This window comes from Ruegeria sp. BB1 (assembly GCF_056539465.1).
Map to the genome: position 1 here is coordinate 1,470,041 of NZ_JBQFVB010000001.1, position 25,705 is coordinate 1,495,745.

The window sequence follows — 25,705 nt, forward strand, 5'->3', positions numbered from 1 at the left end:
GATTAATCTCAGCAGGGCGGCATGATGCACAACACCGCACAACCCAAGTTCGGATTGCGCGGCGGATAGCTTTAGCCAAAAATCAGATTGTTGGAGCGTTACTTGTCCAGCTTTGCCTCAAGCGCGGCTATGCGGGATTCCAGCGCTGCGTTTTCTTCACGCGCTTTTTGGGCCATCGCGCGAACGGCGTCGAATTCTTCGCGTGTGACGAAATCGCGGTCAGCCAGCCAGCGGTCGATCATCGACTTCATCGCATTCTCAGCCTCTTCCCGTGCGCCCTGGGCCACGCCCATGGCGTTGGTCATCAGTTGGGAAACATCATCGAGGATCTTGTTGCGGGTTTGCATGGCTCTACTCCGAAATCGCGGTTGGACTCTATATGGGGAATGATTACTCCGGGCTCAAGGTTGACTTGCCCTGCAAACCCCGGGCAATGAGACGCACATGCAGGCTGTTCTGAATTTCCCCGATCTGTCGCCCGAGTTGTTCTCGATCTCATTGTTTGGGATGGAGTTCGCCCTGCGGTGGTACGCGCTGGCTTATATCGTTGGCATTCTTATTGCTTGGCGGATGGGCATTGCGGCGCTGCGGCGCCCGGCTCTGTGGCCCGACAAGACGCCCCCGATGAAGCCCGAACAGCTTGAAGATCTGATTACCTGGATCATCCTCGGTGTGATTCTAGGCGGGCGCCTGGGATTCGTGCTGTTCTACCAGCCCTCCTATTACCTTTCGAACCCGCTGGAGATTCTCAAGGTCTGGCAGGGTGGCATGGCGTTCCATGGCGGGCTGTTGGGGGTAGTAATCGCCTCTTATCTTTATGCGCGACGCCACCAAATTCCGGTTCTGTCCATGGCCGACCTAATCGCCCATACAGTGCCGCCAGGGCTATTGCTCGGGCGGTTGGCGAATTTCACCAACGCCGAGTTGTGGGGACGCCCCAGCGAATTGCCTTGGGCGGTGATCTTCCCCGGAGCGGCGGCGCAGGATTGCCCCGGTGTTGTGGCCGGGATGTGTGCGCGACACCCATCACAGCTGTATGAAGCCGTGTTAGAGGGTCTGTTTCTCGGGCTTGCACTGCTGTGGCTCGCTTATCGACGCGGCGCGTTTCACAAGCCGGGCCTGATCATGGGCGTCTTTCTGGCAGGCTACGGTGCTTCGCGTTTCATTGTCGAATTCTTCCGGCAGCCCGACGCGCAGTTTATTTCGGCCGGGAATCCGCTGGGTCTGGCTTGGCACGTGGGCGGCTATGGTCTGACGATGGGCCAATTGCTGTCACTACCAATGATTGCCCTTGGCTTGTGGTTCGCCCTGCGTGCAAGATCGAAGGCATGAGCCTGCAAGATCATCTGCTGGCGCGTATTGCGCAGGACGGCCCGATAAGTGTGGCCGACTACATGACCGAATGCCTCCTGCACCCGACGCATGGCTATTACACCATCCGTGACCCTCTTGGCACGCAGGGCGATTTCATCACTGCCCCCGAGATCAGCCAGATGTTCGGAGAATTGATTGGCCTGTCCCTGGCTCAAAGCTGGATGGATCAGGGCCACCCCGAGCATTTTGTGCTGGCCGAGCTTGGACCAGGGCGTGGCACGTTGATGGCCGACATGCTGCGCGCCACGTCACGCGTGCCCGGCTTCAATGAGGCCGCCAAGGTCGTTCTGCTTGAAGCCTCGCCTGCTCTACGTAACGTACAAGCGCAGACTTTGAAGGATCATAACCCGCGCTGGATCGACTCGGTCGCCGACCTGCCCGAAGCGCCGTTGTTTCTGGTCGCGAACGAGTTCTTCGACGCCCTGCCAATACGACAGTTCCTGCGCGACCGCGATGGCTGGCGCGAGCGGTTGATTGGCCGCGATGGCACCGCGTTAGCTTGGGGATTGGGTCCACATGCAGATCAGATCGCCCTTAAGGATCGACTGAACGACACTGCTGATGGTGACCTGGTCGAACTGTGCGCCGCTGCCATTCCCATCATTACCGTTATTGCTGGGCGGATTGGCACCCATGGCGGCGCAGGGTTGATTGTGGATTATGGCGACTGGCATTCGCTTGGCGACACCTTTCAGGCACTGCAGGCACATGAACGCGCTGATCCTTTGGCCCAACCCGGTCAGGCTGATCTTACGGCACATGTGGATTTCGAACCACTGGTACTGGCGACCCGCGCCGCTGGATGCGCCCATTCGCGCCTGACACCACAGGGTGTATTTCTGGAGCGCTTGGGAATTGCCACCCGCGCACAAGCCCTTGCCGCGCCCCTCGGCGGGTCTGAGCTTGAAGCGTTAATTGCCGCACATCGCCGGTTGACGCACCCCGATGAAATGGGAAACCTGTTCAAAGTGCTGGGCCTCTACCCCACCCCTTCCGCACCACCTCCGGGATTGGAGCCATGACCTTGGAAATTCTGACCTCTGATTTATTGGCCCCTGTGCGCCACGGTTTTTTCAGCCGACGCGGCGGTGCATCATCGGGTATTTTTTCGGGCCTCAACTGCGGCTATGGCTCCTCCGATCAGACCGAAGCGGTCACGGTAAATCGCAAGCGCGTGGCGCAGGCGATGGACGTCACACCCGAAGCCCTGGTGGGCATTCATCAGGTCCACTCTCCCACCGTTCTGACTGTCGACGCCCCGATCAACGGTGACAAACCAAAAGCCGACGCGGTGGTCACGGCAACCCCTGATCTGGCCCTGACGATTCTCACCGCCGACTGCCAGCCGGTCCTATTTGCCGATTCTGACGCGAACGTGATCGGAGCTGCGCATGCCGGATGGCGCGGCGCTTTGGATGGGGTGCTTGAGGCAACGTTGGACGCAATGGAGGCGCTTGGCGCCAAGCGGGAAAACATCGTGGCGGTAATCGGCCCCTCGATCTCACAGGCGGCATATGAGGTCGGGCCGGAATTTCTGGATGAATTCGTCGCGGATTCTCCGAAAAACCTGCGGTTTTTTGCGAATGGAACCGGCGACCGACTGCAGTTCGACTTGCCTGCTTTTGGCCTGCACAGGCTGCGTCAGGCGGGGGTCGGACAGGCCGAATGGACACGCCATTGCACCTATTCTGACCCCGACAGATTCTACTCGTACCGCCGGTCAACCCACGCGAAAGAGGCAGATTACGGTCGCCTCATTTCCGCCATAAAACTTTAAGACTAGGCCCGAATTGCGGCGAAATCGCCGCTTTTTCGCCACAATTTTCCTATCTATTCGTGTCTCGACAATTTGATAATTATTGTCCGCTCTCAAGTGTTTATCTGCCGATTCTCCAGTGGAGCGCGACGCGATCAGAAAAGAGGAAATGCAAGACTTCATTTGTCCTGAATTCAATCCGGATCAGCCTTATCGCCGCCGTAATAAGCGGGCAGACTTAGGTGTCAGAGGAAAACGGGGCGTCAGTTCCCAAGCGAGCAGGACACAAAAATGAAGACGAGATCACGCTTTCTAAGCGCCGTACTTGTGGCCACCAGAGAGCAAAAACTGGAGATGCCGTGGAAACGGGTTTCCAGCAATTCGGTCAGAGTTGCGCGCCGCCTGGCGGTCCGACGCTGACGATGACTTTCCCGCGAACCAAGCTGCCGGTTCTGGGGAATAAGACGCACAACGGAGGGGTGCTCCGATCCGGTGTGCGGCCTGCCGCCAATATTTGCGCGGCTCAATACCGGGGCGTGTGTGCGCTGGCAATTTCGCCTGCGTTTGTATGAGTTTGTCTGGGGGGTCATTGTGCTGACCAAAAATGTAGGAACTTCCTTCGCAAAAAGCGATCTGCGTTTCTGTCGCCTTGCATGTCGCCGCTTTCTTCCAAGACATGGAAATAACCGATCAGGCTGGCCTGTACGGGGGTCTTGCCTGCCTGCGCGGTTTTTAGAGGGGACGGAATTGTAATGGCTATTCCAAATTCTTTATCACGCGCCGCCAGAAATGCTGTTGAAACCTCAGCATTGCTGCGCGAGGCGCCAAGACCGACCACACAACACAAGGCGCAGCTGCGGCGCTATGAGGTCAGTACGCTGATGAAAAACGGCGATGTGGTCCAGACTCGTCACATCGCACCTGCCCTGCCAATGTTCGAGGACGCGTTCTGCGCATTTACGCGTGGGGCGTTGGTTGAAACGGAATTTGGCCCGATGGCAATCGAAGATCTGCTGCCAGGTGATACAGTCCTGACGCAAGATGGTGTATCCGAAACAGTGTTGTGGAAAGGGTCAGTCACGCTGATACCCGGGCGTGTGGATTCGCGGGGGCGGACACGTCCACTGACACGGATTATGGCCGACACGTTCGGGATGCAAAAACCGATGTCCGGTGTAATCGCTGGCCCTGCTGCGCGAATCGTGGGCACGCCCGCGCATTTGCGTCATCTGCACGGAGACGAACAGGTGCTAACGCCGGTCCACGAATTTCAGGATGGAATGGGTGTCATTGAAACCATGCCACCAACGCCGGTCGAACTGTTTCACATTTGCCTGAAACGGCACTCGGTCATTCGGGTCGATGGTCTGCAATTCGAATCTTATCACCCTGGCACCAATGCAATTCGCCGGGTCAGCCGGTCGCTAAGATCGGTCTATCTGAACCTGTTCTCGCATGTCGAATCACTCAATGATTTCGGCCCGCTGGTCATGCCGCGCGCGGGGGATGGTGAGGTGGACGCAATTTCCGCCTAGTTTAAAACGAGTTCTGCAATGTGGGGGCATTATGCAGTTATTAGTCAGTTGGATGGTCTCTATGTCGGTGGCAGCCTTCCTGCCACAGATGAAACCGCATCCGAAACATCGGGAATTCAGGCCGTTCGGTTCATGCGTTCCTCGAGAACGTCGAATGGCACGCCTGGTTCGTCTTTTGCGCCGCGAATAACGAGCGATGTCTTGACGCTGGCCACATTCGGCGTGGTCAGCAGCTTGCCGGTCAGAAACTGCTGAAAACTGCTTAGGTCAGGCGCAACGCATTTCAGAATGAAATCAACTTCGCCGTTCAGCATGTGGCATTCCCGAACCAAAGGCCATTCGCGGCAGCGTTCCTCGAATGCGGTCAACTCGGCTTCGGCCTGACTTTCCAGACCGACCATGGCAAAGACTTGAACCTCAAACCCCAGCTCGCGTGAATTTACATCGGCATGGTAGCCGCGGATCAAGCCTGATTCTTCAAGGGTGCGTACGCGCCGCAGGCAAGGTGGGGCGGAAATTCCCACACGTTTTGCCAATTCGACATTGGTCATGCGACCGTCTGCCTGCAATTCCGCCAGAATCTTGCGGTCAATCTCGTCCAGCCGTATCGCGACCATCAAATACTCCTGAATTTTTCGGTTGTTATATCAGCACCCGGCAGATGCGCAATAATCTTTCGTGAATGCGCAATATTGTTTATTTTCAATGTTCTTATTCAACCGTCATTTACCTAGCGTCTGACAGGCGTAAATCAGGAAGGGGCTTTAAGCGCGGCACAGGGGTCGCTATATCCATCCGCCAGGGGCCACGCGCCCAAATCAGGCAGATCGAGTTGGGGGTACCATGAGCGAGACACGTCACACCAAGGTTCTGATCATCGGATCGGGACCGGCCGGTTACACTGCGGGCGTATACGCAAGCCGCGCGATGCTTGAACCGATCCTGGTTCAGGGAATCGAGCCCGGCGGTCAGTTGACAACAACCACCGACGTCGAAAATTACCCCGGTTTCACCGAAGTTCAGGGGCCTGATCTGATGATCAAAATGCAAGAACATGCCCAGGCGATGGGTTGTGAGGTCATCGGCGATATCATCAGTGATCTAGACATCAGCAAACGCCCCTTCACCGCAAAAGGCGACAGCGGCAATATTTATACTGCGGACGCGGTCATTCTGGCCACCGGTGCGCGCGCTAAATGGCTGGGCCTGCCGTCGGAAGACAAGTTCAAGGGTTTTGGTGTTTCGGCCTGTGCGACTTGCGACGGCTTTTTCTATCGCGGACAGGAAATCGTGGTCATCGGTGGCGGCAACACCGCCGTGGAAGAAGCGCTGTTCCTAACCAATTTCGCCAGCAAGGTTACTCTGATTCACCGCCGCGACGAACTGCGGGCCGAGAAAATTCTGCAGGAACGATTGCTGAAACACGAAAAGATCGAACCGATGTGGTTCCACGAGTTGGAAGAAGTGATCGGCACCGATTCCCCACTGGGCGTCGAGGGTGTGCGCGTCAAGAACGTCAAAACCGGTGAGATCACCGAAGTTCCCTGTAAAGGCGTCTTTGTCGCCATTGGTCACGCGCCAGCAAATGAGCTGGTCAAGGACTCGCTGGAAACCCATATGGGTGGGTATGTGGTGACCAAGCCGGGCTCGACCGAAACCTCGGTGCCCGGTGTGTTCGCAGCAGGCGATCTGACTGACCACATCTATCGTCAGGCCGTCACGAGCGCCGGTATGGGCTGTATGGCCGCGCTGGATGCCGAGCGGTTCCTGGCGGAACAGGACTAAGACAATGCTGGAGTTCTCCGGCCCGGTCTGGAGAATTCTGTTTCTCTCCCAAAGTGACGCCCCTTTGGCCCCTGCCCGGGCGCCCGAGGGGCGTTTTCATCATTCAGGGCAGATTGCTCTCTATGCCTCTCTCAGCGCCGAAGGCGCAGGGGTCGTCATTCGTCGGTATGTCTCGCCCAACGATCCGCCGCGGATATTGCAAAGAGGCCAAGTTACTGGTGCAAGACTGGTCGATCTGAGGGGCCAGTCCGATGCGTCGATTATCTGGCAGGATATCCACGAAGAACGGGGCGTTTCACCGACATGGCGCTTCTCTGATCACGCCCGCGATACGGGTGCTGACGGGTTGATCTACAGCTCTCGGTCCCGACCGGAGCTAAGCCATATTGTGCTGTTCACTCTTTCGCCAACGATTATTTTCGCTGAATCCCAAACCCCGTGGACACCGCCATTTACGTAACCATAACTTGACCCACTCGCGTCGCCGTACCAGACTCGGGAACACGCGCGGCGAATACAGGTGGCTTGATTGAAAAGCGTTTTATGGCAAGGCGGGTGGACAACCCGGCTTAGGATCATCAGCGGTCTTACCCTGTTCGCCTTTGCCTTCTTTCATTTCATCAATATCGGGTTGGGGCTGTTCCATACCGATTACCTGCACGGCATGCAGGATGGGCGCCACGCAGTTACCCGGCACAGTCTGGGCAGCTTGATCTTGTATCTGGCACTGTTCGTCCACCTTGGCCTTGCGCTTTATTCCATTAGCCAACGCCGAACGCTACGCATGCCCTTCAGCACGGCCTTGCAGGTCATTCTGGGGCTGTTGATCCCGCTGCAACTGATCTCGCATATCGTGCAGACGCGCTATGCCCACGAAATCTATAACGTCAATGACGAGATGGGGTACATCATCATTCTGATGTGGCCCAACTCGGCGATCTGGATGCAAAGCCTGCTGTTGCTGGTGGTTTGGGTCCACAGTTGCATTGGGCTGCACATGTGGCTGCGACTGACCCGCTGGTGGTCCAGATGGGTGCCTTACCTGATCGGTCTGGCGGTATTTGTGCCCAGCTTTGCGCTGGCTGGGTTGCTTACCGAAGGGCGCCGCATCTGGGCGGATTTTGCCGATCCGTTCCTGCGCGATCAATATATAGAACATTACAACTGGCCCACGCCCGAGGCCTTTCAGGTCATGTTCAGTGTCAAAGACAATGCGTTAATGGCCTTCTGGATCGCCTTGGGGGCTTCGCTGGCGGTATTTACTATCCGCAAACTATGGCGCCGCAGGCACTCGGTCCGGGTCAAGTATGTCGATGGCCCCGAGGTCGTGGCAGAAAAGGGCATGACCCTGCTTGAGATTTCGCAGGCCAATGGCATTCCGCACACAGCCCTTTGCGGGGGCAAGGGGCGTTGCACCACCTGTCGCGTGATCATTGAGGATGGCGCGGATCAACTGCCCACCCCGGATGAGGTTGAAACCCGCAGCCTTGCCGCCGTCAGCGCCCCGACTGGCGCAAGGCTGGCCTGTCAGATACGGCCAACCGCCCCCCTAGTTGCGTTTCGGATGTTCCGCTCTGATGGCAAGCGCGGACGAGCCCATGCCAGCCAAGGGCAGGAACGCAAGCTGGCGGTTCTGTTTCTCGATATGCGCGGGTTCACATCGCGGACCACGGGCCAGTTGCCCTATGACATTGTATTCCTGCTGAACCGTTTCTTTGATGCCATCGTCCCGGCAATCACGGCGGATGGCGGGGTGGTCGACAAATACATGGGCGACGGCTTGCTGGCCGTGTTCGAAACCCCGAATGCCAAAGACTCGGCCCGTGCCGGGCTGAAGGCCGCCGCCGATGTCAGCCGCGCGCTTGAGTATTTCAATCAACAGCTTCAAACCGAAGGCAGCCCCCGGATACGCATCGGAATGGGTCTGCATCTGGGCGATCTGGTACTAGGTGAAATCGGCGCTGCAGGCAGTTCTGCGCGCACCATTATCGGCGACGCGGTTAATGTGGCCAGTCGTCTTGAAGGCCAGACCAAGGCGCTTGGGGCGGAACTACTGGTCTCGGCCGAATTACTGCAGGCGGCTGGGTATGACGGCGATCTGTCCGGACTGCAATCGTTTGAGCTGCGCGGCGTGACACAACCGGTTTCCGCGCTGCCGGTGACGCGTGCTGCGGACCTTATGACGGACAAGGCCGCCTAGGAACGGATGTACTGAATTCACACGACAGGTGCGTGTCAGCGGGATACAAGTCGGGAAAAGCTGCGTCAGGCGAAAAATCCTTCCATTCCGGACAAAAACCGCGCATATCGTCCTTAATTTCGTGAATGTATATGGACTTCGCCCAGCAGCCGGGGCACATGCCCCATAAACACCCCTGAATCACCGATAAAACCGCACTGCGACAAGAGTATTCCAATGACGATGTTAAGCAATCTGGCTCCGATCTCTGAACTGTACGTTTCGTACGAGTCGGCGCAGAAATTGAAAGTGGAAGCTGCCGACCTGACCAGCTGGGACCTGAGCCCGCGTCAGATCTGCGATCTGGAACTGCTGATGAATGGCGGGTTCAACCCTCTCAAAGGGTTCCTGAGCGAAGCTGACTACGACAACGTCGTCGAAAACATGCGTCTGGCCGACGGCACCCTGTGGCCGATGCCCATCACGCTGGACGTTAGCGAAGATTTTGCTGAGACCATCGAATTGGGTCAGGACATTGCCCTGCGCGATCAGGAAGGTGTCATTCTCGGCACCATGACCGTGACCGACCGCTGGACCCCGAACAAAGCGCGAGAGGCCGAAAAGGTCTTTGGCGCCGATGACGATGCGCACCCGGCGGTGAACTATCTGCACAACGTGGCTGGCAAGGTCTATCTGGGCGGCCCCGTAGTCGGCATTCAACAGCCGGTTCACTATGATTTCCGTGGCCGCCGGGACACGCCGAACGAGTTGCGCGCCTATTTCCGCAAGCTGGGCTGGCGCCGCATCGTTGCGTTCCAAACCCGCAACCCCCTGCACCGCGCACACCAGGAACTGACCTTCCGCGCCGCGAAAGAGGCGCAGGCCAACCTGCTGATCCACCCTGTCGTTGGCATGACCAAACCGGGCGACGTCGATCACTTCACCCGCGTCCGCTGCTATGAGGCGGTTCTGGACAAGTACCCGGCATCGACCACCTCGATGTCGCTGCTGAACCTGGCGATGCGCATGGCTGGCCCGCGCGAGGCGGTCTGGCACGGCCTGATCCGCGCCAACCACGGCTGCACACATTTCATCGTTGGCCGAGACCACGCCGGTCCGGGCAAGAACTCGGCGGGTGAAGATTTCTACGGCCCCTATGACGCGCAGGACCTGTTCCGCCAGTTCCAGGATGAAATCGGCGTCGAAATGGTTGACTTCAAACACATGGTCTATGTGCAGGAACGCGCCCAGTACGAACCGAATGACGAGATCGCAGACAAGGACAACGTCACGATCCTGAACATCTCGGGCACCGAGCTGCGCCGCCGTTTGCGCGAAGGGCTGGAAATCCCCGAATGGTTCAGCTTCCCTGAGGTTGTCACCGAACTGCGCCGCACGTCACCGCCCCGCTCGGAACAAGGCTTTACCGTGTTCTTCACCGGTTTCTCGGGCTCGGGCAAATCCACCATCGCCAACGCGCTTATGGTCAAACTGATGGAAATGGGTGGCCGTCCGGTTACATTGCTGGATGGTGATATCGTTCGTAAGAATCTGTCGTCTGAACTGGGTTTCTCTAAAGAGCACCGCGACCTGAACATCCGTCGTATTGGTTACGTGGCTAGTGAGATCACCAAGAATGGCGGCATCGCCATTTGTGCGCCAATCGCGCCCTATGCCACCACCCGCCGTGCCGTACGGGAAGACATCGAACAGTTCGGTGCTTTCTGCGAGGTTCACGTTGCGACCAGCATCGAAGAATGCGAACGCCGTGACCGCAAGGGCCTGTACAAGCTGGCACGCGAAGGCAAGATCAAGGAATTCACCGGTATTTCAGACCCTTACGATGTACCGGCCAACCCCGAACTGAGCGTCGAGACCGAAAATGTCGATGTCGACAACTGCGCCCATCAGGTGCTGCTCAAGCTGGAAAGCATGGGTTTGATCGCCGCGTCTTAAGCGCAGGCAATTCCATTCAGGCGGCCTCCGACTTTCGGGGGCCGTTTTTTTGTAGGCACGATTGACAAGGCGCTGGCCAATTGGTGCATTTGCCTGACTTGATTTGGACGCAACACGCCTATGCCCTCTGACCTGCCCACCATAGCCAGTTTCTGGTTCGGATCAGATCTAAGTTGGCTAGAGGCATTGTGCATCCAATCCTATCTGGATCGGGGTCACCGGTTTATTCTTTATACCGGGCACGAGATCGAAGGCGTTCCCGCAGGGGGCGAATTGCGGCCCGCCAGTGATATCCTCTGGCCCGCGCCGTTTGATATGCCTGCAGGTGACCGGCGACGCGTCGCGGTTTTTTCCGACATTTTTCGTCTGCGACTGATGCAGAAAACCGATTTCATCTGGGTGGATCTGGACGCCTATTGTGTCAGGCCCTTTGCCTTTCCATCAGCGTATATCTTTGGACAGTCCCATACCGGAAATTTCCTGACCGGTGTGTTGCGCCTGCCAGCAGACTCGCAAACGCTGGCGCATATGCTGGACTTTGTGATCGCAGCCAACCCGACCCAGCCCTGGCGGGGCGGTCCGCTGCACCGGCGCAACCGTCAACGCATCCGGGACGGTGAGACCTGGGGGATCGAGAGCCTGCCCTGGGGCAGTTCCGGCCCCAAAGCCTTTGCACATTTCCTGCGCAAGACCGACGAGGACAGCCATGCCATGCAAGCGGAGGTGTTTTACCCTCTGTCCAAGCATGATCTGTGGAAATTGCACAACCCGTTCACCCCGACCGCACAGATTGAAGGCGACATGGTTCATTCCGTCCACGTCTATGGTCATCAGAAACGGCTGATGGCGCAGAACACGGACGGTTTGCCGGTGCGCGGATCGTATCTGCAGCGGCTATGCGATCGGCACGGGATTGACCCCGAGGCCCGTCCAATTCTGCAAGAAGGCTGGTTGGCACCCGCTGGTTAGTTCGGGCCCGCGTCTAGTTCAGCGCGCAGAAGGCGCACGGCTCTGCCCTCAAAATCCCCATATTCTGCTGCGTGTTGCTGGATCGCCTGCAGATGCGGCAGGCGCGCGGCGAAATCCTCGATTGATGCGGATTGGATCGCGCGCTGAATATCCTCTTTGGTTTCGCACAGGATCATACCAGAGGTATCGAAGAAATCGCCGATATTCGGGCATCCCCAATAGATCGGGACCGAGGAGCACAAGATCGCATCCGTCAGCTTTTCCGAAAAGTAATTCTTCTCACGCACGTTCTCGATCACCACAGAATAGCGGTACGGCGCCAACCCGTCGGATTTGAGATCAAACGGAGTGTATCCCCGGCCCATGATATCAACATCTGCACCAGTTTCACGCACCCAGTCGATCACCGAATGGCGCAACTGATGCCCTACAAGATCGCGCTTGGCCGAAGCAATTAGCGAGCAGGATTTGGTTTTCTCAACCTTCAGGTCCTGCCAGTCGGGCACCATCGTCACGCCATACGGCAGGAACACTGCATTCGGGATGTTGTGTAGCAGCACGTCATGAAAAGTCAGCACCCGGAAGAACCGCCGCCATGTATATCGCAGCATCCGATCATGTTTGGCGTGAATGGCCGAAGGCTCGCCCATCATCAATGAAATCCGCGCGCGGGTACCGCGACGCAAGCGCAGATGCACGGTCGAGTTCGGGTACATGATCAGGTGATCGGTGCGCTCCAGATCGCCCACCGTCTTGCCGGTCAGGCGATCCGGGCACCCTTCGGGCCAGATCAGTTCGGACAGCGAAACCGAGGCCAGTTTTGGCCCCAGCCGATGCCCATATGGCAGGATGGCAATGGCAGGTCGTGTCATTGTGTTGTCTCGGGCAGATCAACCTGCCCCCGCATCAACACATGACCGCGCCCCGCGACTTTGATACCGGTCATCGCATCGGGTGGGCCAACGCGTGTGACAACAGCCTGACCGGGGCGGCCCATGTCATGGCCTTGTTCTGCGATGAAACTGTCTTTGGGCATTAACCCGTACTTCCACAGATAGGCCGCCATGGCACCGGTGGCCGATCCGGTGAACGGGTCTTCGGGCGGGCTGGGTGGCGCCATCAACAGGCGTGAGAACGTGTCGCCCGCATTTGTCGCGCCCTTCATCGTCACAAGGAACGGTTCCGCCATATCGGTGCCAGAAAATCCGGCCTTCGCGGCCACTTTGCGCAGTGCCTCAAGATCCAACTGTGCGGCGCGCAAGGCCTCGTGATCACGCAGAACCGTAATGCAGAACGGCAACCCGGTGGACACAAATTGCGGCGGTGAGATTATCGCATCCTCGGGCAGGCTAATGGCGGCCGCAACCAGATCGACGGGAACAGGATTGCCGAATTTCGGCGCGACCTGAGTCATTTCGATCTCGTCTCCGTTCAAACGAATCGAAACGATCCCCGCGCCTGTTTCCAACGTCAGTGCATCGCCTTCAACCAAACCACGGGACCGCATCGCCACTACAGTTGCAATTGTGGGGTGTCCGGCAAAAGGGATTTCCTTGCTGGCCAGAAAATAGCGCACCCGGATTTCGGCCACATCAGATGGTCCCGTGAACGTGCATTCAACCAGAGAGGTTTCGCGCACATAAGCAGTGCACACATCTTCGGGCAATTCAGCCCCGCCGTGAACCACGGCGCAGCCGTTGCCGCCAAAGGCGCGATCACTGAAGGCGTCTACCCAATCGAAATCGAACCAGCTCATCCGCAAAATCCCCTGATGCAGAGTAAATCAGCCGGGCATGTCATGCCGGTTCGTATGTGTCGCGCTTGTTGTTGGGATTGTCACGCCGAAAAATAACCGGCGGGGCCGTTCAGTGAACGGCCACCGGTGACAGATCGTGTTCACGGGCCAGGAAAAAGGCCATCTTACGATCTGTCACGAGCGCAAGCTGCTGGCCATCGGAATCGTGAACCGCGTACAACTGATCCAGATCGCCTGCCTTATCCCGGACATCGCGGGGCAGATCGGCAACATCGACGGTTTTCACATAAACGATGCGGTCGCCTTCGGCGTTATATTCAATCGGTGTATTCATAGCTCTTACCCCTTTTTTATGTTGATCGTTTGCACCACGGTCTCAGGCACGGCGCGGGTCAGGTCCACATGCAGCAGACCGTTCTCCATGATCGCCTCGCCCACCTCGACACCATCGGCCAGCACGAACATGCGCTGGAACTGGCGCGCGGCGATGCCGCGATGCAGAAAAATGCGCCCCTCGCTGTCGTCGCGTTGGCGCCCCCGGATCACAAGCTGGCGATCCTCGATTGTGATCGACAAATCTTGTTCCGCGAACCCAGCCACAGCCAGGGTGATGCGGTATGAAAAGTCCGAGGTCTGCTCAATATTATAAGGCGGGTAGCCTTCGTTACCGGCCTTTGCAGACCGTTCCAGAAGACGTTCCAACTGCTCGAACCCCAAAAGATGCGGGTATGAGCCAAGAGTAAGTTTTGACACGTATTTTCGTCCTTTATTGCCAAAGCGACGTGTGATGCGGCCCCGTTCCGGCAACCGCGTATAATAGAATATGGGTTTATGCCGTGATGTCCACAAGGTCTGGCCGGATAAACCCTGACACACTATCTTGTGTCACAAGCACCACAAAAGGCACTGAGTCGCTCATGAATGCGCCAACAGATCTTTCGATGAAAACAGATGAGGTTTTGCGGGTTGAACTGGAGGTTTTTCGCCGCCAACACCGTGATCTGGACGAAGCGATCGAGGCGCTGCAGTCCACCGGCACAGCCGATCAGTTGACGATTAAGCGACTGAAAAAGCAAAAACTTCGCCTGAAGGACATCATTCGTCTGATCGAGGACCGTTTGACGCCGGACATCATTGCCTGAAAACTCCACCACTCGGTTCACACGCACATTCAAGGCGCTTATGAACCGAGTTTTGCAGTGTTACGTCATATTCAAACGGATGACATCTGTTTCAAGGTGAAACATTTGCGTTTGCGCAGAAGAAATTGGTCGGATCGTATTTCCGCTTAACCTCTTTCATTTGATCAAGATTTTCACCGAATGCCGTCTCTATCGCACTGTCTTCATCGGCGCCCAGATAGTTCAGATAAGTTCCGCCCGTGGAATAGGGCGCAATTGCATCATGCATGGACCGCGCCCAGGCAATCTGATCCGCGTCATCCGCTGGATCAGTCCACAGCGGTAGTATCGCAATCAGATAGTCGTGACCGCGTTGCGCAAAGGCGTTGTCCCCATTTGATTTGGACTTTGCTGCGCCAGCGCAATGTTCGATCAGAATGCCCGAGCCGGGTATTGTCATCCCTTCAGATTGTGCAACGATCGTATCAATGGCCTCATCCGTCAGCGCGTTGAGATATGCAGATTTCCAGTAGTTCCGGCTGCCTGGCCCATAGGCCCCATCCAGCATGCTTTGTTTGGCGGGGAACGGCATCTCGTGCAAGTCGACGACCAAAGGTTCTCCGATCTCCGTCAGGGGTTGGATTGCCTGACGCCCAGCTTCCTTATCGTCTCCAATCCAACACGGCACCATAGCTGTTAGCGGCGTTCCATCCGGTCCCCACAACAACCCCGCATAGACCGTCAGTTCATCAGGTGCCCGTGAAACGATATCCCGAAAACCTCGCAGCACTTCGGCGGCGTCGGCTCGGGGATATGCAATCATGCCCCCCAACACCGTAGACAGAGGATACGCCCTGTAAAGGAATGACGTCACGATGCCGAAATTTCCGCTGCCGCCGCAGATGCCCCAATAAAGGTCTGGATTCCTGTTCGCATTCGCAGTTCTGATCGAACCGTCTGCCGTTACGACTTCGGCCTCGATAACGTTGTCGCAGGTTGGCCCGTATTTTCGTGCCATCCAGCCGAATCCGCCACCCGTCGTCAATCCGCCAATACCTGTCTGCGATACGACGCCCAATGGCACAGCAAGTCCGTGAAGATGTGTTTCGCAGTCTACATCCCCCAACGTGGCCCCGCCCTGAGCGCGTACGGTTTGGGTTTCTGCATCAACATGGACCGCGCGCATGCAGGACAGGTCAATTACGAGGCCATCATCGCAGACGGCGCGCCCACCCACGTTATGACCGCCACCTCTTACCGATACCAGTATGTTGTTTTCAAACGCGAACCTGGCGGCCGCCGCGACATCGGCGGTGCCGTGGCACCGCAGTATTGCACCGGGATACTTGTCAACCAACGCGTTCCAAATACTGCGCGCACCGTCATACTCGGGGTCACCGGGCAAAATCAGTGCCCCGCGAACTTGCGATTTAAATGCCTCAATACTGTCCTGCGGCACGGCTTGGCCGTCCCGGTTTTTCAAAACTGTATCTGTCATGGGTACCTCCTCGGGAACCACTGTCCCGCGATCAAGTATACACTAATTCGAATGTATTTTCAGCAGGACGTCAGACGAGCCATACGGTCGCCAAACCACATTGCCTCTGGGACCGATTTAGCTATAGTGCGCGCTCTTTCAGACGGCAGGGAAACAAGCGGATGAGCGATGTGAAAGTGGGGATCATCATGGGCAGCCAGTCGGACTGGCCCACGATGAAGGAAGCCGCGAACATACTTGATGAGTTAGGCATCGCGTACGAAAAGCGCATTGTCTCGGCGCACCGCACACCGGACCGCTTGTGGGACTATGGCAAGACCGCCGCATCACGCGGGCTGCATGTGATCATTGCCGGGGCCGGTGGGGCCGCGCATCTGCCTGGCATGATGGCGTCGAAAACACGGGTGCCGGTGATTGGCGTTCCGGTACAGACGCGGGCCCTGTCGGGCGTCGACTCGCTGTATTCCATCGTGCAGATGCCCAAAGGGTTCCCTGTTGCCACCATGGCCATCGGCGCGGCCGGTGGGGCCAACGCGGGCCTGATGGCGGCCGGGATTCTGGCCTTGCAGGATGACGCTTTGGCGCAACGACTGGACGCTTGGCGCGATGCACTGTCGGCGTCGATCCCCGAGGAGCCCGTCGATGAGTGACGCATTGCAAACGGGTGCCAGGATCGGAGTTCTGGGCGGCGGTCAATTGGGCCGGATGCTGTCCGTGGCAGCGTCTCGTCTGGGGTTTGTGACCCATATCTACGAACCCGGCGCCAACCCTCCTGCCGGCCAAGTGGCCGATCGCGTGACCACCGCCGCCTATGACGATATCGATGCGCTAAAGGCGTTTGCCGGGTCGGTAGATGTCATCACATATGAGTTCGAGAACATCCCGACCGAAGCGCTGGACCTGCTTGAAGCGCACTGCCCGATCCGTCCGGGGCGAGAAGCGCTGCGCGTCAGCCAGGACCGGTTGACCGAGAAGAATTTCCTGCAGGGGCTTGGCCTGCAAACCGCGCCTTTCGCGGATATCACCGATCTGAACAGCCTGAATGCGGCGATCGAGCAGATCGGTACGCCCGCAATCCTGAAAACGCGCCGGTTTGGCTATGACGGTAAGGGGCAGGCCCGTCTGCGCGCACCCGAGGATGCCGAAGCCGCGCTGGCCGATATGGCCGGGGCACCCGCGATCCTTGAGGGGTTTGTGGAGTTTAGCCACGAGGTATCGATCATTGCGGCCCGCGGGCTGGACGGTCAGGTTGCCTGTTTCGATCCCGGTGAGAACATACACCGCGATGGTATCCTGCACACCACAACAGTCCCTGCCCGTCTGCGCCCGGCGCAACGGACAGATGCCGTTCTGTTGGCCGCCAACATCCTAAACGCGCTGGATTATGTCGGCGTCATGGGCGTCGAACTGTTCGTGACGCCCGGCGGTCTGATCGTGAATGAGATCGCGCCGCGCGTGCATAACTCGGGCCACTGGACGCAGAATGGCTGCGCCGTGGATCAGTTCGAACAGCATATTCGGGCCGTCGCAGGATGGCCTTTGGGAGATGGTCAGCGACATTCGGACGTGGTCATGGAAAACCTGATCGGAACGGACATGGACCGCGTGCCCGAACTAGCGCAGGAACGCGACGTGGCGCTGCATCTCTATGGCAAGGCCGAGGTTAAGGCAGGCCGCAAAATGGGGCATTTCAACCGCATTGCACGGTGAATCAGCCAACAAACCGCGCCGCAATATCACCTGACATATAGCTAACCCGCCCGCCAGCCAGCGTGGCGGCTACGCGGCGGGTTTCGGCATCCAGTATCACCAGATCGGCGCGCTGGCCGGGGGCCAGCTTGCCCCGATCCTGCAAACCAAGGACACGGGCGGGGCCGGATGACACCAGCGCCCAGGCCCCGGCGAAATCCACCAAGCCAGACTTCGCCACCATCAGCGCCGCGCGGCGCGGGCTGGGATAGTGATAATCCGAGGCCAACGCATCGCAATATCCCATCGTGATCAGGTCAAGTGCGCTGACATTACCCTTGTGCGATCCACCGCGCACCACGTTGGGCGATCCTAAAATGATGTAATCCCCGGCGGCACGCGCGGCCTCGGCTGCTTCGAGCGTTTCGGGAAATTCCGAGATCTGCGCCCCCCGCGCCCGCCAGTCGGCCCGTATTTGTGCAGTCGCGTCGTCATGGCTGCCCATGCGCACGTACTGTGAGTCCAATGCCGCACATAGCGTGTCCAGCGCCGCTGGCACTTCGTTACGACGGGCGTGCATGGACAACAGCATTTTAAAATGCGTGTCCGGGTTTCGCCCGGCTTTCAGTGCTTGGCCGGTCAGACGCGGCGGCTTGCGCCCCTCGGCCAGACGGTCATGCGGCAGGTGGTCGTTGAACACGACATAGGGCACCTGCCAGTCCGCAATACGGCCGGGCAGGTCCGCATAGTCATCCAGCATGTGTGTCTCGAACCGCAACTGAGGCATCAGGTCGGTCACGACGCGATCCTTGACCGAGGTTATGGCGCGAAACACCTGATCCGCGAATTCCGGGCCACGCACCCCACCCTCCCAACTGTGAAACTGGGCCAGAACGGCGGTAGTGATACCATTCGCAGCCAATTCAGCCTCGACCGAGAGAATGCCTTCGTCCATCTGCTTCATCGCCCCGCGGCGTGGCGCGATATGGCGTTCGAACCCATCCCCGTGCAGGTCGATAATACCGGGCAGAACAAGATAGCCGGACAGGTCGATCTGTCGCCCGACCCGATCCGTTTGAATGATGCCATCCGCCAGAGACAGATCGGCGGGCACAAGGCCATGCTCCGGCAACAGCACCTCTGCACCGGTCAGGGTCAGATTCAATGCGGTCATTGCGTGGGCTCCGACTCGGGTTCCGAGCAATCCTGCCCGATACAGATTTCGTTGATGATATCCATGACGCCATCCAGCCAGGTGATCTGCGGATCGAATTGCCCGAATTCGATAAAATGCAGCGCCTGCGCCATGACGCGGGGATTGTTCATCATAAAAGTGTGCGTCACCGGAAGAACGATGTGATCCGTCATGCCGTCCACTTTTGTCGTTTCAATCGAGACCTTGCCGTCATCCTTGCCGTCGATCAGCGAGGAAAACAGCGGGTTCAGCGAGTTCTCACCCGCGATCACGCCCACCTCAAACTCAACGGATGGCAGGTTGCGCGGTATGCCCTCGGGGCCCGTGCCCAAGGCCAGCCCGGCGGGGCCATGCAGCATGCCGAACACCTCATACGCGCCCAGTTCATCCACAAGCTGACTGCCCTGATTGGGCGGGCCGAGCATGACCACACGGCCCAGGTTTTCCGGGTGATGGTCCTGCAACCAATAGCGCAGCAGGATGCCACCCATTGAATGCGCCACCACGTTCACGGTCTCATCACCACAGGCCGCGAAGGCGTCCGGCAATGTCTGGTTCGCCAGTTCAGGTATCGGCAAATCGGTCGAAGGATAGCCGGGTCGGACAACGGTGTACCCGTGCGCCTGAAACAGTTGTTCCATCACTGTGAAGGACGCCTCGGTCCGCGCCAGCCCGTGTAAAAGCACCACGCATTTGGCCTGGGCCAAGGCGGGAACAAGGAAAAGAAACAGGGCAAGCAGATATCTCATAGCCGCCAGATAAGCGTTATCCGATTGCGTTGAAACCCCTAGCGCGGCTTCAGGCGCAGGACAGCCAGCGCGATGCCGCCCAGAACCAGCGCCGCGCCAAAGATCAGGCGCAAACTGGCGACTTCTCCCAACAACAAAACGCCAGCGAGGATGGCGATGATTGGTACGCTCAATTGCACTACCGCCGCCGTGCTTGGCGCCAGTTGCGGCAAAACCCGATACCATACGGCATAGCCCATCCCCGAGGTCACACCTCCAGAAAGGGCAGCCAGCAGGTAGCCAGCGCCACTCATCTGCCAACCCCCAACGGTCAGCATTAACGCTAGCGCAGTAACCGGCAGGGCTATAACGAAATTGGCCGCCGTTCCAGCAAGGGCGTCAGGCTCAAACCGCCCAACCAGCGAATAGACTGCCCATCCGACCCCGGCAGCTGTCATCAGAGCTGCGCCAATCGGGTCGACCTGTACTGCTCCGGACGGCCACAGGACATAGACCAGCCCCATAAGGGCGATTGCCGCGCCCCCCATCTGTCGCGCAGTCGGAGCATTGCCGGTTAACGACGTCACTGCGAACATTGTGATCTGCACAACGCCAAACAGGATCAGCGCCCCAAGGCCCGCATCCAACGTCAGATAGGCGATGGAAAACCCAATCATATAGAGTGATAGCGATCCTGCCCCCGCCAACCTGCGCCGGTTGCGCAATGGCAGACGACCTGACCTGAGCCAAACCAGACCGGTCAGCACCACTGCCCCGGACAACACGCGAATTATGGCAAACCCGGCGGGGTCGCTGGCACCGCTGTCTATAGCCAGACGATTCAGGATCGAATTCGCCGCAAAGGCGCACATGGTCAGAGTGGTGAGCAGAAACAAACGCATATCAACCGCATAGCGGTATCGCGAGCGTTTGCACACTCACTTTCCAGCGCGGCGTAGTGGTTATAAGAAACGGGGCCGCCCAAAGGCGACCCCGTCAGTAAGTTCTATGGCGGTCCCTCTAAGCAATCTGGCCATAGGGCCAAGCGCTTGTCGGGATCGTCGGAATTCGCCGGGGCGAATTCGACGTGCTTACATCATGCCGCCCATGCCGCCCATGTCGGGCATGCCGCCTGCAGGTGCTGCGCCTTCTTTGGCAGGCTTGTCTGCAACCATGGCTTCGGTGGTGACCAGCAGGCCAGCAACCGATGCCGCATCTTCCAGAGCGGTACGGACAACCTTGGCCGGATCGATCACGCCGAACGAGAACATGTCACCATATTCTTCGGTCTGTGCGTTGAAGCCGAATGCTGCGTCAGCAGATTCACGGACTTTGCCCGCAACAACCGCACCGTCAACACCTGCGTTCTCGGCGATCTGGCGCAGCGGCGCTTCGATGGCTTTGCGAACGATGTTGATGCCAGCGTTCTGGTCAGCGTTTGCACCTTCCAGAGTTTCCAGTGCTTTACCGGCCTGAACCAGAGCAACACCACCACCGACAACAACGCCTTCCTGAACTGCAGCGCGTGTTGCGTTCAGAGCATCGTCCACACGGTCCTTACGCTCTTTCACTTCAACTTCGGTCATGCCGCCGACGCGGATAACGGCAACGCCGCCTGCCAGTTTGGCAACGCGCTCTTGCAGCTTTTCACGGTCGTAGTCGCTGGTGGTTTCTTCGATCTGAGTGCGGATCTGAGCAACACGTGCTTCGATCTCGGCTTTCTCGCCAGCACCGTCGACGATGGTGGTTTCGTCTTTGGTGATCTCGATTTTCTTGGCTGTGCCCAGCATGTCCATGGTGACGGACTCGAGCTTCATACCCAGATCTTCCGAGATAACCTGACCGCCGGTCAGGATCGCGATGTCCTGCAGCATGGCTTTGCGGCGATCGCCGAAGCCCGGTGCTTTGACAGCAGCAATTTTCAGGCCGCCGCGCAGTTTGTTGACAACCAGAGTTGCCAGCGCTTCGCCTTCAACGTCCTCAGCAATGATCAGCAGCGGCTTTTGCGACTGGATCACCTGCTCGAGCAGCGGAACCATTGGCTGCAGCGAGGACAGTTTCTTTTCGTGCAGCAGGATCATGCAGTCGTCGAGTTCTGCGATCATCTTGTCTGCGTTGGTGACGAAGTAAGGCGACAGGTAGCCACGGTCGAACTGCATACCTTCGACAACATCGGTCTCGGTTTCCAGACCTTTGTTTTCTTCGACGGTGATAACGCCTTCGTTGCCAACTTTCTGCATCGCGTCTGCGATCTGCTGGCCGATTTCGGCTTCGCCGTTGGCCGAGATGGTGCCAACCTGAGCGACTTCTGCCGAGTCTTTGACTTCGCGCGAGGCGTCTTTGATGCCTTCAACAACCTTGGCGGTTGCCAGGTCGATACCGCGCTTCAGGTCCATCGGGTTCAGGCCCGCTGCAACCTGCTTCAGGCCTTCGCGAACGATTGCCTGCGCAAGAACGGTTGCGGTGGTGGTGCCGTCGCCGGCTTCGTCATTGGTGCGGCTGGCGACTTCTTTCACCATCTGCGCGCCCATGTTTTCGAACTTGTCTTCCAGTTCGATTTCCTTGGCAACCGAAACACCGTCTTTGGTGATGCGCGGTGCGCCAAAGGATTTGTCCAGAACCACGTTGCGGCCTTTTGGGCCCAGGGTCACTTTGACAGCATCGGCCAGGATGTTCACACCTGACAGCATGCGGTTGCGGGCATCGGTGTCGAACTTGACGTCCTTAGCAGCCATATTGTCTCTCCTTGAGAAATAAGTTGGAAATGAAGATCAGAGAAGCGCGCGGCTTACTCGATGATCCCCATGATGTCGCTTTCTTTCATCATCAGCAGCTCTTCGCCGTTGACCTGAACCTCGGTGCCCGACCATTTGCCGAACAGGATCTTGTCACCGGATTTTACAGCCATTGCGATCAGTTCGCCGCTGTCCTTGCGTGCGCCTTCGCCGGTTGCAACGACTTCGCCTTCGCTGGGCTTTTCTTTAGCGCTGTCAGGAATGATCAGACCACCAGCGGTTTTTTCTTCGCTTTCGGTACGGCGAACCAACACGCGGTCATGAAGCGGTTTCAATGCCATCTTTGCAGCTCCTTGGGCTCAAAGTTTATCTATCCTCCCCTCGCCGGATGGCGAGGCGTTAGCACTCGAGTTGTGAGAGTGATAACGACGCATAGCTAGGGGGTCGCAATCCCCGAGTCAACAAGCTGTGATCGATTTTTTGCAACCGGGTTCAGTCAGGCTGTTCCCAGCTGTAAGCCCAGTGTTTCAAACCGTCTTGCCCGGCGGCGGTCAGGTCGTAGACGCCCTTTTCCACCTTACCGAACCAACCGTAGTGATTGTCGCGCATCAGGCGAGTGGCCTCAGGAACGCCGGTTGCCTTGGCGACTTCGGACCCTTTGGTCGCCCCACATTCCGCCAGATGCGCCGCGCATTTCAGCGCGTCCTGACGATAGGCCGTAACGATCCCGTGCCGCGTAGCACCGCCCGCGTTGGGATCGCCCTCAAGCCGGTCGAATTCACGCAACAAGCGCGCAGTCTTAGCCTTGGACTTGCGCGGTGCGTACGGGCCGGGATCACATTGCACCTCGACCTTGCCATCGGCCCGCACGGTGATCAGCCCCAACCCCAGCCGGCGACACAGCGCCAGATTGTCCTTCAGCGCCCGACGCGCGCTGCGGCCTTTGGGCTTGCACACCCCGATGTAAACTTGATCCGTCACTTTCAGCCGTGTGATCGCCTGATGGAACAATGCCAGCGAAAACCGCAGCTTGAGCTCGACGATGACCGGTTCTTCGCCATCCCGCACGGCCACGATATCAGCCGCGCCAACCTCGCCTTTGACGGAATAGCCCTGACGCTCTAACAGCGCCTTGATGGGGGGATAGAGATCCTGCTCGCGGTTCATGTTTGCATGCTATGCGATTTGCGGCGGAATGCCAGACGCCAGGCGCAGCTTTCCAATCGGCCTTGCACCCATTCACCTGCCGAGGCAGTGTTTCAGCAACTCTGATTTCAAAGGAAATTTCCACATGCGCATAATTCTGCTGGTGATCTGCCTGTTGCTGCCCGTCACGGTTCACGCAGCTTGCGAGGGGCGCGATCTAAAGGGCGAATTGTCACCTGCAGCCCACGCCGAGCTGAAAGAAACCCTGACCAACGTCCCATTTGCAGAAGGCAACCACTGGATCGCAACAAAGGGCACAACGGTGCTGCACCTGATAGGTACGATGCACCTGAACGATCCGCGCATGGATGTGATTGTCGCAAACCTGACGCCAACACTCAGCCAAGCCGATGCATTCTATTTCGAAGTAACCCAAGACGAGATGAAGGCCTGGGAAAAGGAACTGGCTCTGGACCCGAGCCCGATCTTGATTACGTCCGGCCCCACCTTGATTGACCTGCTACCCGAAGAGGCTTGGACAACCCTGTCTTCCGCCCTAGCCGAACGCGGCATACCCAGTTGGATGGGAGCGAAAATGCGCCCCTGGTTTCTGGGCATGACTCTGGCCATGCCTACATGCCTACTTCAGGACCCGAACGCCAATCATGGGCTGGATGCGCGTCTGACCGTTTTAGCCGAAGATCAAGGCATCCCTCAATTTTCGCTGGAGAGCATTGAGGAACTGATGACCATGTTTGAACTCCACTCGATTGAAGAACAGGCGGAATCGCTAGCGCGGTGGGTCAATTCGTACGAAACCAGCGACGACCAGCTGGCCACCATGACAAACTCATATTTCGAGGAAAATCACGCACAATCCATCGAACTAGGCCGTATTTTGGCGCGAGAGCATTCTGGTATGTCGCCCGAAGTGTTTGACGAAGAATGGCAGGCGTTCGAACAGCACTTACTGGTCGGGCGAAACAACAATTGGATGCCGAGGATTCTGGACATTCAAGATCAGACCGCAGTGATCGCCGTGGGGGCTGGACATCTAGGCGGTACTCATGGATTGCTGAACCAATTGCAACAGGCTGGATATTTCTTGACCCGCGCGCCTTTCTGATCGCACTCGGCGAAAGACAGACCAACCGTCGCAGCGAGGATTCTGCCGGGTGACAACCCCGGCGGACCGCCCTATAAGGCGCGCAAATTATCATCCTCAGGACGCTGACATGACAACCCTTGTATTTGGCCATAAATCTCCCGACACCGACTCCACAGGATCACCCATCCTGTGGTCGTGGTACCTGAACGAAGTCATAGGCGAACAGGCCGAGCCCGTTCTGCTGGGCGAGCCCAACACCGAAGCCGCGTTCATGCTGCAGCGCTGGGACCTGTCCAAGCCGCGTATCATCGACGACGTCGAAGCCGACGCGCCGGTTGTCATCGTTGACACCAACAACCCGGCCGAACTGCCCGCCAGCATCAACAGTGCCGATATCCAAGCCATCATCGACCACCACAAGCTGGTCGGCGGCCTGGAAACCAAAGGCCCGATCGACATCACCGTGCGCCCGCTGGCCTGCACCGCCACCATCATGGTCGACCTGATGGGCGACGACGCAGCCAAGATGCCCGACGCCATCAAAGGCGCGGCGCTGACTTGCATCCTGTCGGATACCTTGGAGTTCCGCTCGCCCACAACCACTGCGCATGATCGCGAAGTGGCCGAGAAACTGGCTGCTGAACTGGGCCTAGACGTATCGGCTTATGCCGCCGACATGTTCGCGGCAAAATCGGATGTATCGTCCTTCTCAGACGCCGAACTGATCCGCATGGACAGCAAAGAATACGAGGTCGACGGCACCAAGTTCCGCGTCTCGGTTCTGGAAACCACGGCCCCCGGCGTCGTGCTGGACCGCAAGGCTAGCCTGGCGGACTCGATGGTCAGTGTGGCCAGCGAGGACGGCGTCGATCAGGTGCTGCTGTTCGTGGTCGACATTCTGAACGAAGAGGCCACTCTGCTGGTGCCGAACGATCTAGTCAAAGGCGTGGCCGAGAAAAGCTTTGGCGCATCGGTTAACGGCGACGCCGTGGTCCTGCCGGGCATCATGAGCCGCAAAAAGCAAATCATTCCGAACCTCAAGGTCTGATCTTTAGATCTTTCCAAAGAAAAGGCGCCCAAGTGGGGCGCCTTTTTTTGTTGAGGCATAGGATTTGCGCGACCCGCTTCCATTGCTACTCTGGTCAGGAGAGCAAGTAGCGGATCAGTTCCGACAT

The 25,705-nt window shown here is 58.0% G+C and carries 27 protein-coding genes; 14 read left to right on the plus strand and 13 right to left on the minus strand.

Going from position 1 to position 25,705, the window contains the following annotated elements; genetic code table 11:
* Positions 1-98: 98 nt before the first annotated feature.
* Positions 99-347, minus strand: a complete 249-nt coding sequence (locus ACR0AL_RS07355; RefSeq protein ID WP_037308471.1) for an accessory factor UbiK family protein — start codon at positions 345-347, stop codon at positions 99-101.
* 97 nt (positions 348-444) lie between these two features.
* Between ACR0AL_RS07355 and lgt the strand changes: the two genes are divergently transcribed.
* From lgt to ACR0AL_RS07375, 4 genes are all read left to right on the plus strand, one after another.
* The gene (gene lgt, locus ACR0AL_RS07360) at positions 445-1,332 is read left to right on the plus strand and encodes a prolipoprotein diacylglyceryl transferase (protein WP_480662477.1); all 888 of its coding nucleotides are present in this window, start codon (positions 445-447) and stop codon (positions 1,330-1,332) included.
* Positions 1,329-2,396 (plus strand): class I SAM-dependent methyltransferase, encoded by a 1,068-nt coding sequence (locus tag ACR0AL_RS07365; RefSeq protein ID WP_480662479.1) that lies wholly within the window; start codon positions 1,329-1,331, stop codon positions 2,394-2,396. The genes lgt and ACR0AL_RS07365 overlap by 4 nt, the downstream gene beginning before the upstream one ends.
* Positions 2,393-3,151: a peptidoglycan editing factor PgeF gene (gene pgeF, locus ACR0AL_RS07370; RefSeq protein ID WP_170374267.1), complete on the plus strand. Its 759-nt coding sequence runs from the start codon at positions 2,393-2,395 to the stop codon at positions 3,149-3,151. Before ACR0AL_RS07365 ends, pgeF begins: the two co-directional genes overlap by 4 nt.
* A 731-nt stretch (positions 3,152-3,882) precedes the next feature.
* Entirely contained in the window at positions 3,883-4,665 is a 783-nt protein-coding gene (locus ACR0AL_RS07375; RefSeq protein ID WP_480646008.1) for a Hint domain-containing protein, read from the plus strand.
* A 116-nt stretch (positions 4,666-4,781) separates the two neighbouring features.
* Here ACR0AL_RS07375 and ACR0AL_RS07380 read toward each other — a convergent pair whose 3' ends face one another.
* Positions 4,782-5,282, minus strand: a complete 501-nt coding sequence (locus ACR0AL_RS07380; protein WP_170374263.1) for an Lrp/AsnC family transcriptional regulator — start codon at positions 5,280-5,282, stop codon at positions 4,782-4,784.
* Between the two features lie 226 nt (positions 5,283-5,508).
* Between ACR0AL_RS07380 and trxB the strand changes: the two genes are divergently transcribed.
* From trxB to ACR0AL_RS07405, 5 genes are all read left to right on the plus strand, one after another.
* Positions 5,509-6,450: a thioredoxin-disulfide reductase gene (gene trxB, locus ACR0AL_RS07385; RefSeq protein ID WP_170395432.1), complete on the plus strand. Its 942-nt coding sequence runs from the start codon at positions 5,509-5,511 to the stop codon at positions 6,448-6,450.
* A gap of 4 nt (positions 6,451-6,454) precedes the next feature.
* Positions 6,455-6,910 (plus strand): RES family NAD+ phosphorylase, encoded by a 456-nt coding sequence (locus ACR0AL_RS07390; RefSeq protein WP_480662482.1) that lies wholly within the window; start codon positions 6,455-6,457, stop codon positions 6,908-6,910.
* Positions 6,911-6,979: 69 nt separating this feature from the next.
* A complete protein-coding gene (locus ACR0AL_RS07395; RefSeq protein ID WP_170347850.1) occupies positions 6,980-8,650 on the plus strand; it encodes an adenylate/guanylate cyclase domain-containing protein in 1,671 nt (556 codons plus the stop codon).
* 216 nt (positions 8,651-8,866) lie between these two features.
* On the plus strand, positions 8,867-10,585 hold the full coding sequence (locus tag ACR0AL_RS07400; RefSeq protein WP_170347849.1) for a bifunctional sulfate adenylyltransferase/adenylylsulfate kinase: 1,719 nt from the start codon (positions 8,867-8,869) through the stop codon (positions 10,583-10,585).
* Positions 10,586-10,705: 120 nt separating this feature from the next.
* Positions 10,706-11,554, plus strand: a complete 849-nt coding sequence (locus tag ACR0AL_RS07405) for a hypothetical protein (RefSeq protein WP_170347848.1) — start codon at positions 10,706-10,708, stop codon at positions 11,552-11,554.
* On the opposite strand, the gene ACR0AL_RS07410 is transcribed toward ACR0AL_RS07405, so the two are convergent.
* The 4 genes from ACR0AL_RS07410 to ACR0AL_RS07425 form a co-directional block, all read right to left on the minus strand.
* Entirely contained in the window at positions 11,551-12,426 is an 876-nt protein-coding gene (locus ACR0AL_RS07410; RefSeq protein WP_170347847.1) for a glycosyltransferase family 10 fucosyltransferase, read from the minus strand. The genes ACR0AL_RS07405 and ACR0AL_RS07410 overlap by 4 nt on opposite strands.
* The gene (locus ACR0AL_RS07415; protein ID WP_170347846.1) at positions 12,423-13,310 is read right to left on the minus strand and encodes a PhzF family phenazine biosynthesis protein; all 888 of its coding nucleotides are present in this window, start codon (positions 13,308-13,310) and stop codon (positions 12,423-12,425) included. The genes ACR0AL_RS07410 and ACR0AL_RS07415 overlap by 4 nt, the downstream gene beginning before the upstream one ends.
* Positions 13,311-13,419: 109 nt before the next feature.
* Positions 13,420-13,644 carry a DUF1150 family protein gene (locus ACR0AL_RS07420; RefSeq protein WP_170347845.1) on the minus strand — a complete coding sequence of 75 codons (225 nt, stop codon included), beginning with the start codon at positions 13,642-13,644 and terminating at the stop codon, positions 13,420-13,422.
* A gap of 5 nt (positions 13,645-13,649) precedes the next feature.
* The gene (locus tag ACR0AL_RS07425; RefSeq protein WP_170347844.1) at positions 13,650-14,063 is read right to left on the minus strand and encodes an Hsp20 family protein; all 414 of its coding nucleotides are present in this window, start codon (positions 14,061-14,063) and stop codon (positions 13,650-13,652) included.
* A gap of 164 nt (positions 14,064-14,227) precedes the next feature.
* Between ACR0AL_RS07425 and ACR0AL_RS07430 the strand changes: the two genes are divergently transcribed.
* Positions 14,228-14,452, plus strand: coding sequence for a YdcH family protein (locus ACR0AL_RS07430; RefSeq protein ID WP_058280035.1), 225 nt, complete (start codon positions 14,228-14,230; stop codon positions 14,450-14,452).
* A 91-nt stretch (positions 14,453-14,543) separates the two neighbouring features.
* Here the strand turns inward: ACR0AL_RS07430 and ACR0AL_RS07435 are convergent, their stop codons facing one another.
* Entirely contained in the window at positions 14,544-15,929 is a 1,386-nt protein-coding gene (locus tag ACR0AL_RS07435) for an FAD-binding oxidoreductase (RefSeq protein ID WP_170347843.1), read from the minus strand.
* A gap of 161 nt (positions 15,930-16,090) precedes the next feature.
* On the opposite strand from ACR0AL_RS07435, the gene purE reads away from it, so the two are divergent.
* The gene (purE, locus tag ACR0AL_RS07440; protein WP_170347842.1) at positions 16,091-16,579 is read left to right on the plus strand and encodes a 5-(carboxyamino)imidazole ribonucleotide mutase; all 489 of its coding nucleotides are present in this window, start codon (positions 16,091-16,093) and stop codon (positions 16,577-16,579) included.
* The gene (locus ACR0AL_RS07445) at positions 16,572-17,639 is read left to right on the plus strand and encodes a 5-(carboxyamino)imidazole ribonucleotide synthase (RefSeq protein ID WP_170347841.1); all 1,068 of its coding nucleotides are present in this window, start codon (positions 16,572-16,574) and stop codon (positions 17,637-17,639) included. Before purE ends, ACR0AL_RS07445 begins: the two co-directional genes overlap by 8 nt.
* Before the next feature lies 1 nt (position 17,640).
* Here the strand turns inward: ACR0AL_RS07445 and ACR0AL_RS07450 are convergent, their stop codons facing one another.
* The 6 genes from ACR0AL_RS07450 to ACR0AL_RS07475 form a co-directional block, all read right to left on the minus strand.
* A complete protein-coding gene (locus ACR0AL_RS07450) occupies positions 17,641-18,792 on the minus strand; it encodes an alpha-D-ribose 1-methylphosphonate 5-triphosphate diphosphatase (RefSeq protein WP_480662484.1) in 1,152 nt (383 codons plus the stop codon).
* Positions 18,789-19,562 (minus strand): alpha/beta fold hydrolase, encoded by a 774-nt coding sequence (locus tag ACR0AL_RS07455; RefSeq protein WP_480635803.1) that lies wholly within the window; start codon positions 19,560-19,562, stop codon positions 18,789-18,791. The genes ACR0AL_RS07450 and ACR0AL_RS07455 overlap by 4 nt, the downstream gene beginning before the upstream one ends.
* Positions 19,563-19,600: 38 nt before the next feature.
* The gene (locus ACR0AL_RS07460) at positions 19,601-20,443 is read right to left on the minus strand and encodes a DMT family transporter (protein WP_170347838.1); all 843 of its coding nucleotides are present in this window, start codon (positions 20,441-20,443) and stop codon (positions 19,601-19,603) included.
* Between the two features lie 189 nt (positions 20,444-20,632).
* Positions 20,633-22,276 carry a chaperonin GroEL gene (gene groL / locus ACR0AL_RS07465; protein ID WP_170347837.1) on the minus strand — a complete coding sequence of 548 codons (1,644 nt, stop codon included), beginning with the start codon at positions 22,274-22,276 and terminating at the stop codon, positions 20,633-20,635.
* 53 nt (positions 22,277-22,329) lie between these two features.
* A complete protein-coding gene (groES, locus tag ACR0AL_RS07470) occupies positions 22,330-22,617 on the minus strand; it encodes a co-chaperone GroES (protein WP_170347836.1) in 288 nt (95 codons plus the stop codon).
* Between the two features lie 151 nt (positions 22,618-22,768).
* Positions 22,769-23,443 carry a DUF2161 domain-containing phosphodiesterase gene (locus ACR0AL_RS07475; RefSeq protein ID WP_170360541.1) on the minus strand — a complete coding sequence of 225 codons (675 nt, stop codon included), beginning with the start codon at positions 23,441-23,443 and terminating at the stop codon, positions 22,769-22,771.
* A 124-nt stretch (positions 23,444-23,567) separates the two neighbouring features.
* On the opposite strand from ACR0AL_RS07475, the gene ACR0AL_RS07480 reads away from it, so the two are divergent.
* Together ACR0AL_RS07480 and ACR0AL_RS07485 are read left to right on the plus strand one after the other, a co-directional pair.
* Positions 23,568-24,548 (plus strand): TraB/GumN family protein, encoded by a 981-nt coding sequence (locus ACR0AL_RS07480; RefSeq protein ID WP_170347834.1) that lies wholly within the window; start codon positions 23,568-23,570, stop codon positions 24,546-24,548.
* Between the two features lie 109 nt (positions 24,549-24,657).
* A complete protein-coding gene (locus ACR0AL_RS07485; protein ID WP_170347833.1) occupies positions 24,658-25,578 on the plus strand; it encodes a manganese-dependent inorganic pyrophosphatase in 921 nt (306 codons plus the stop codon).
* Positions 25,579-25,705: the final 127 nt, after the last annotated feature.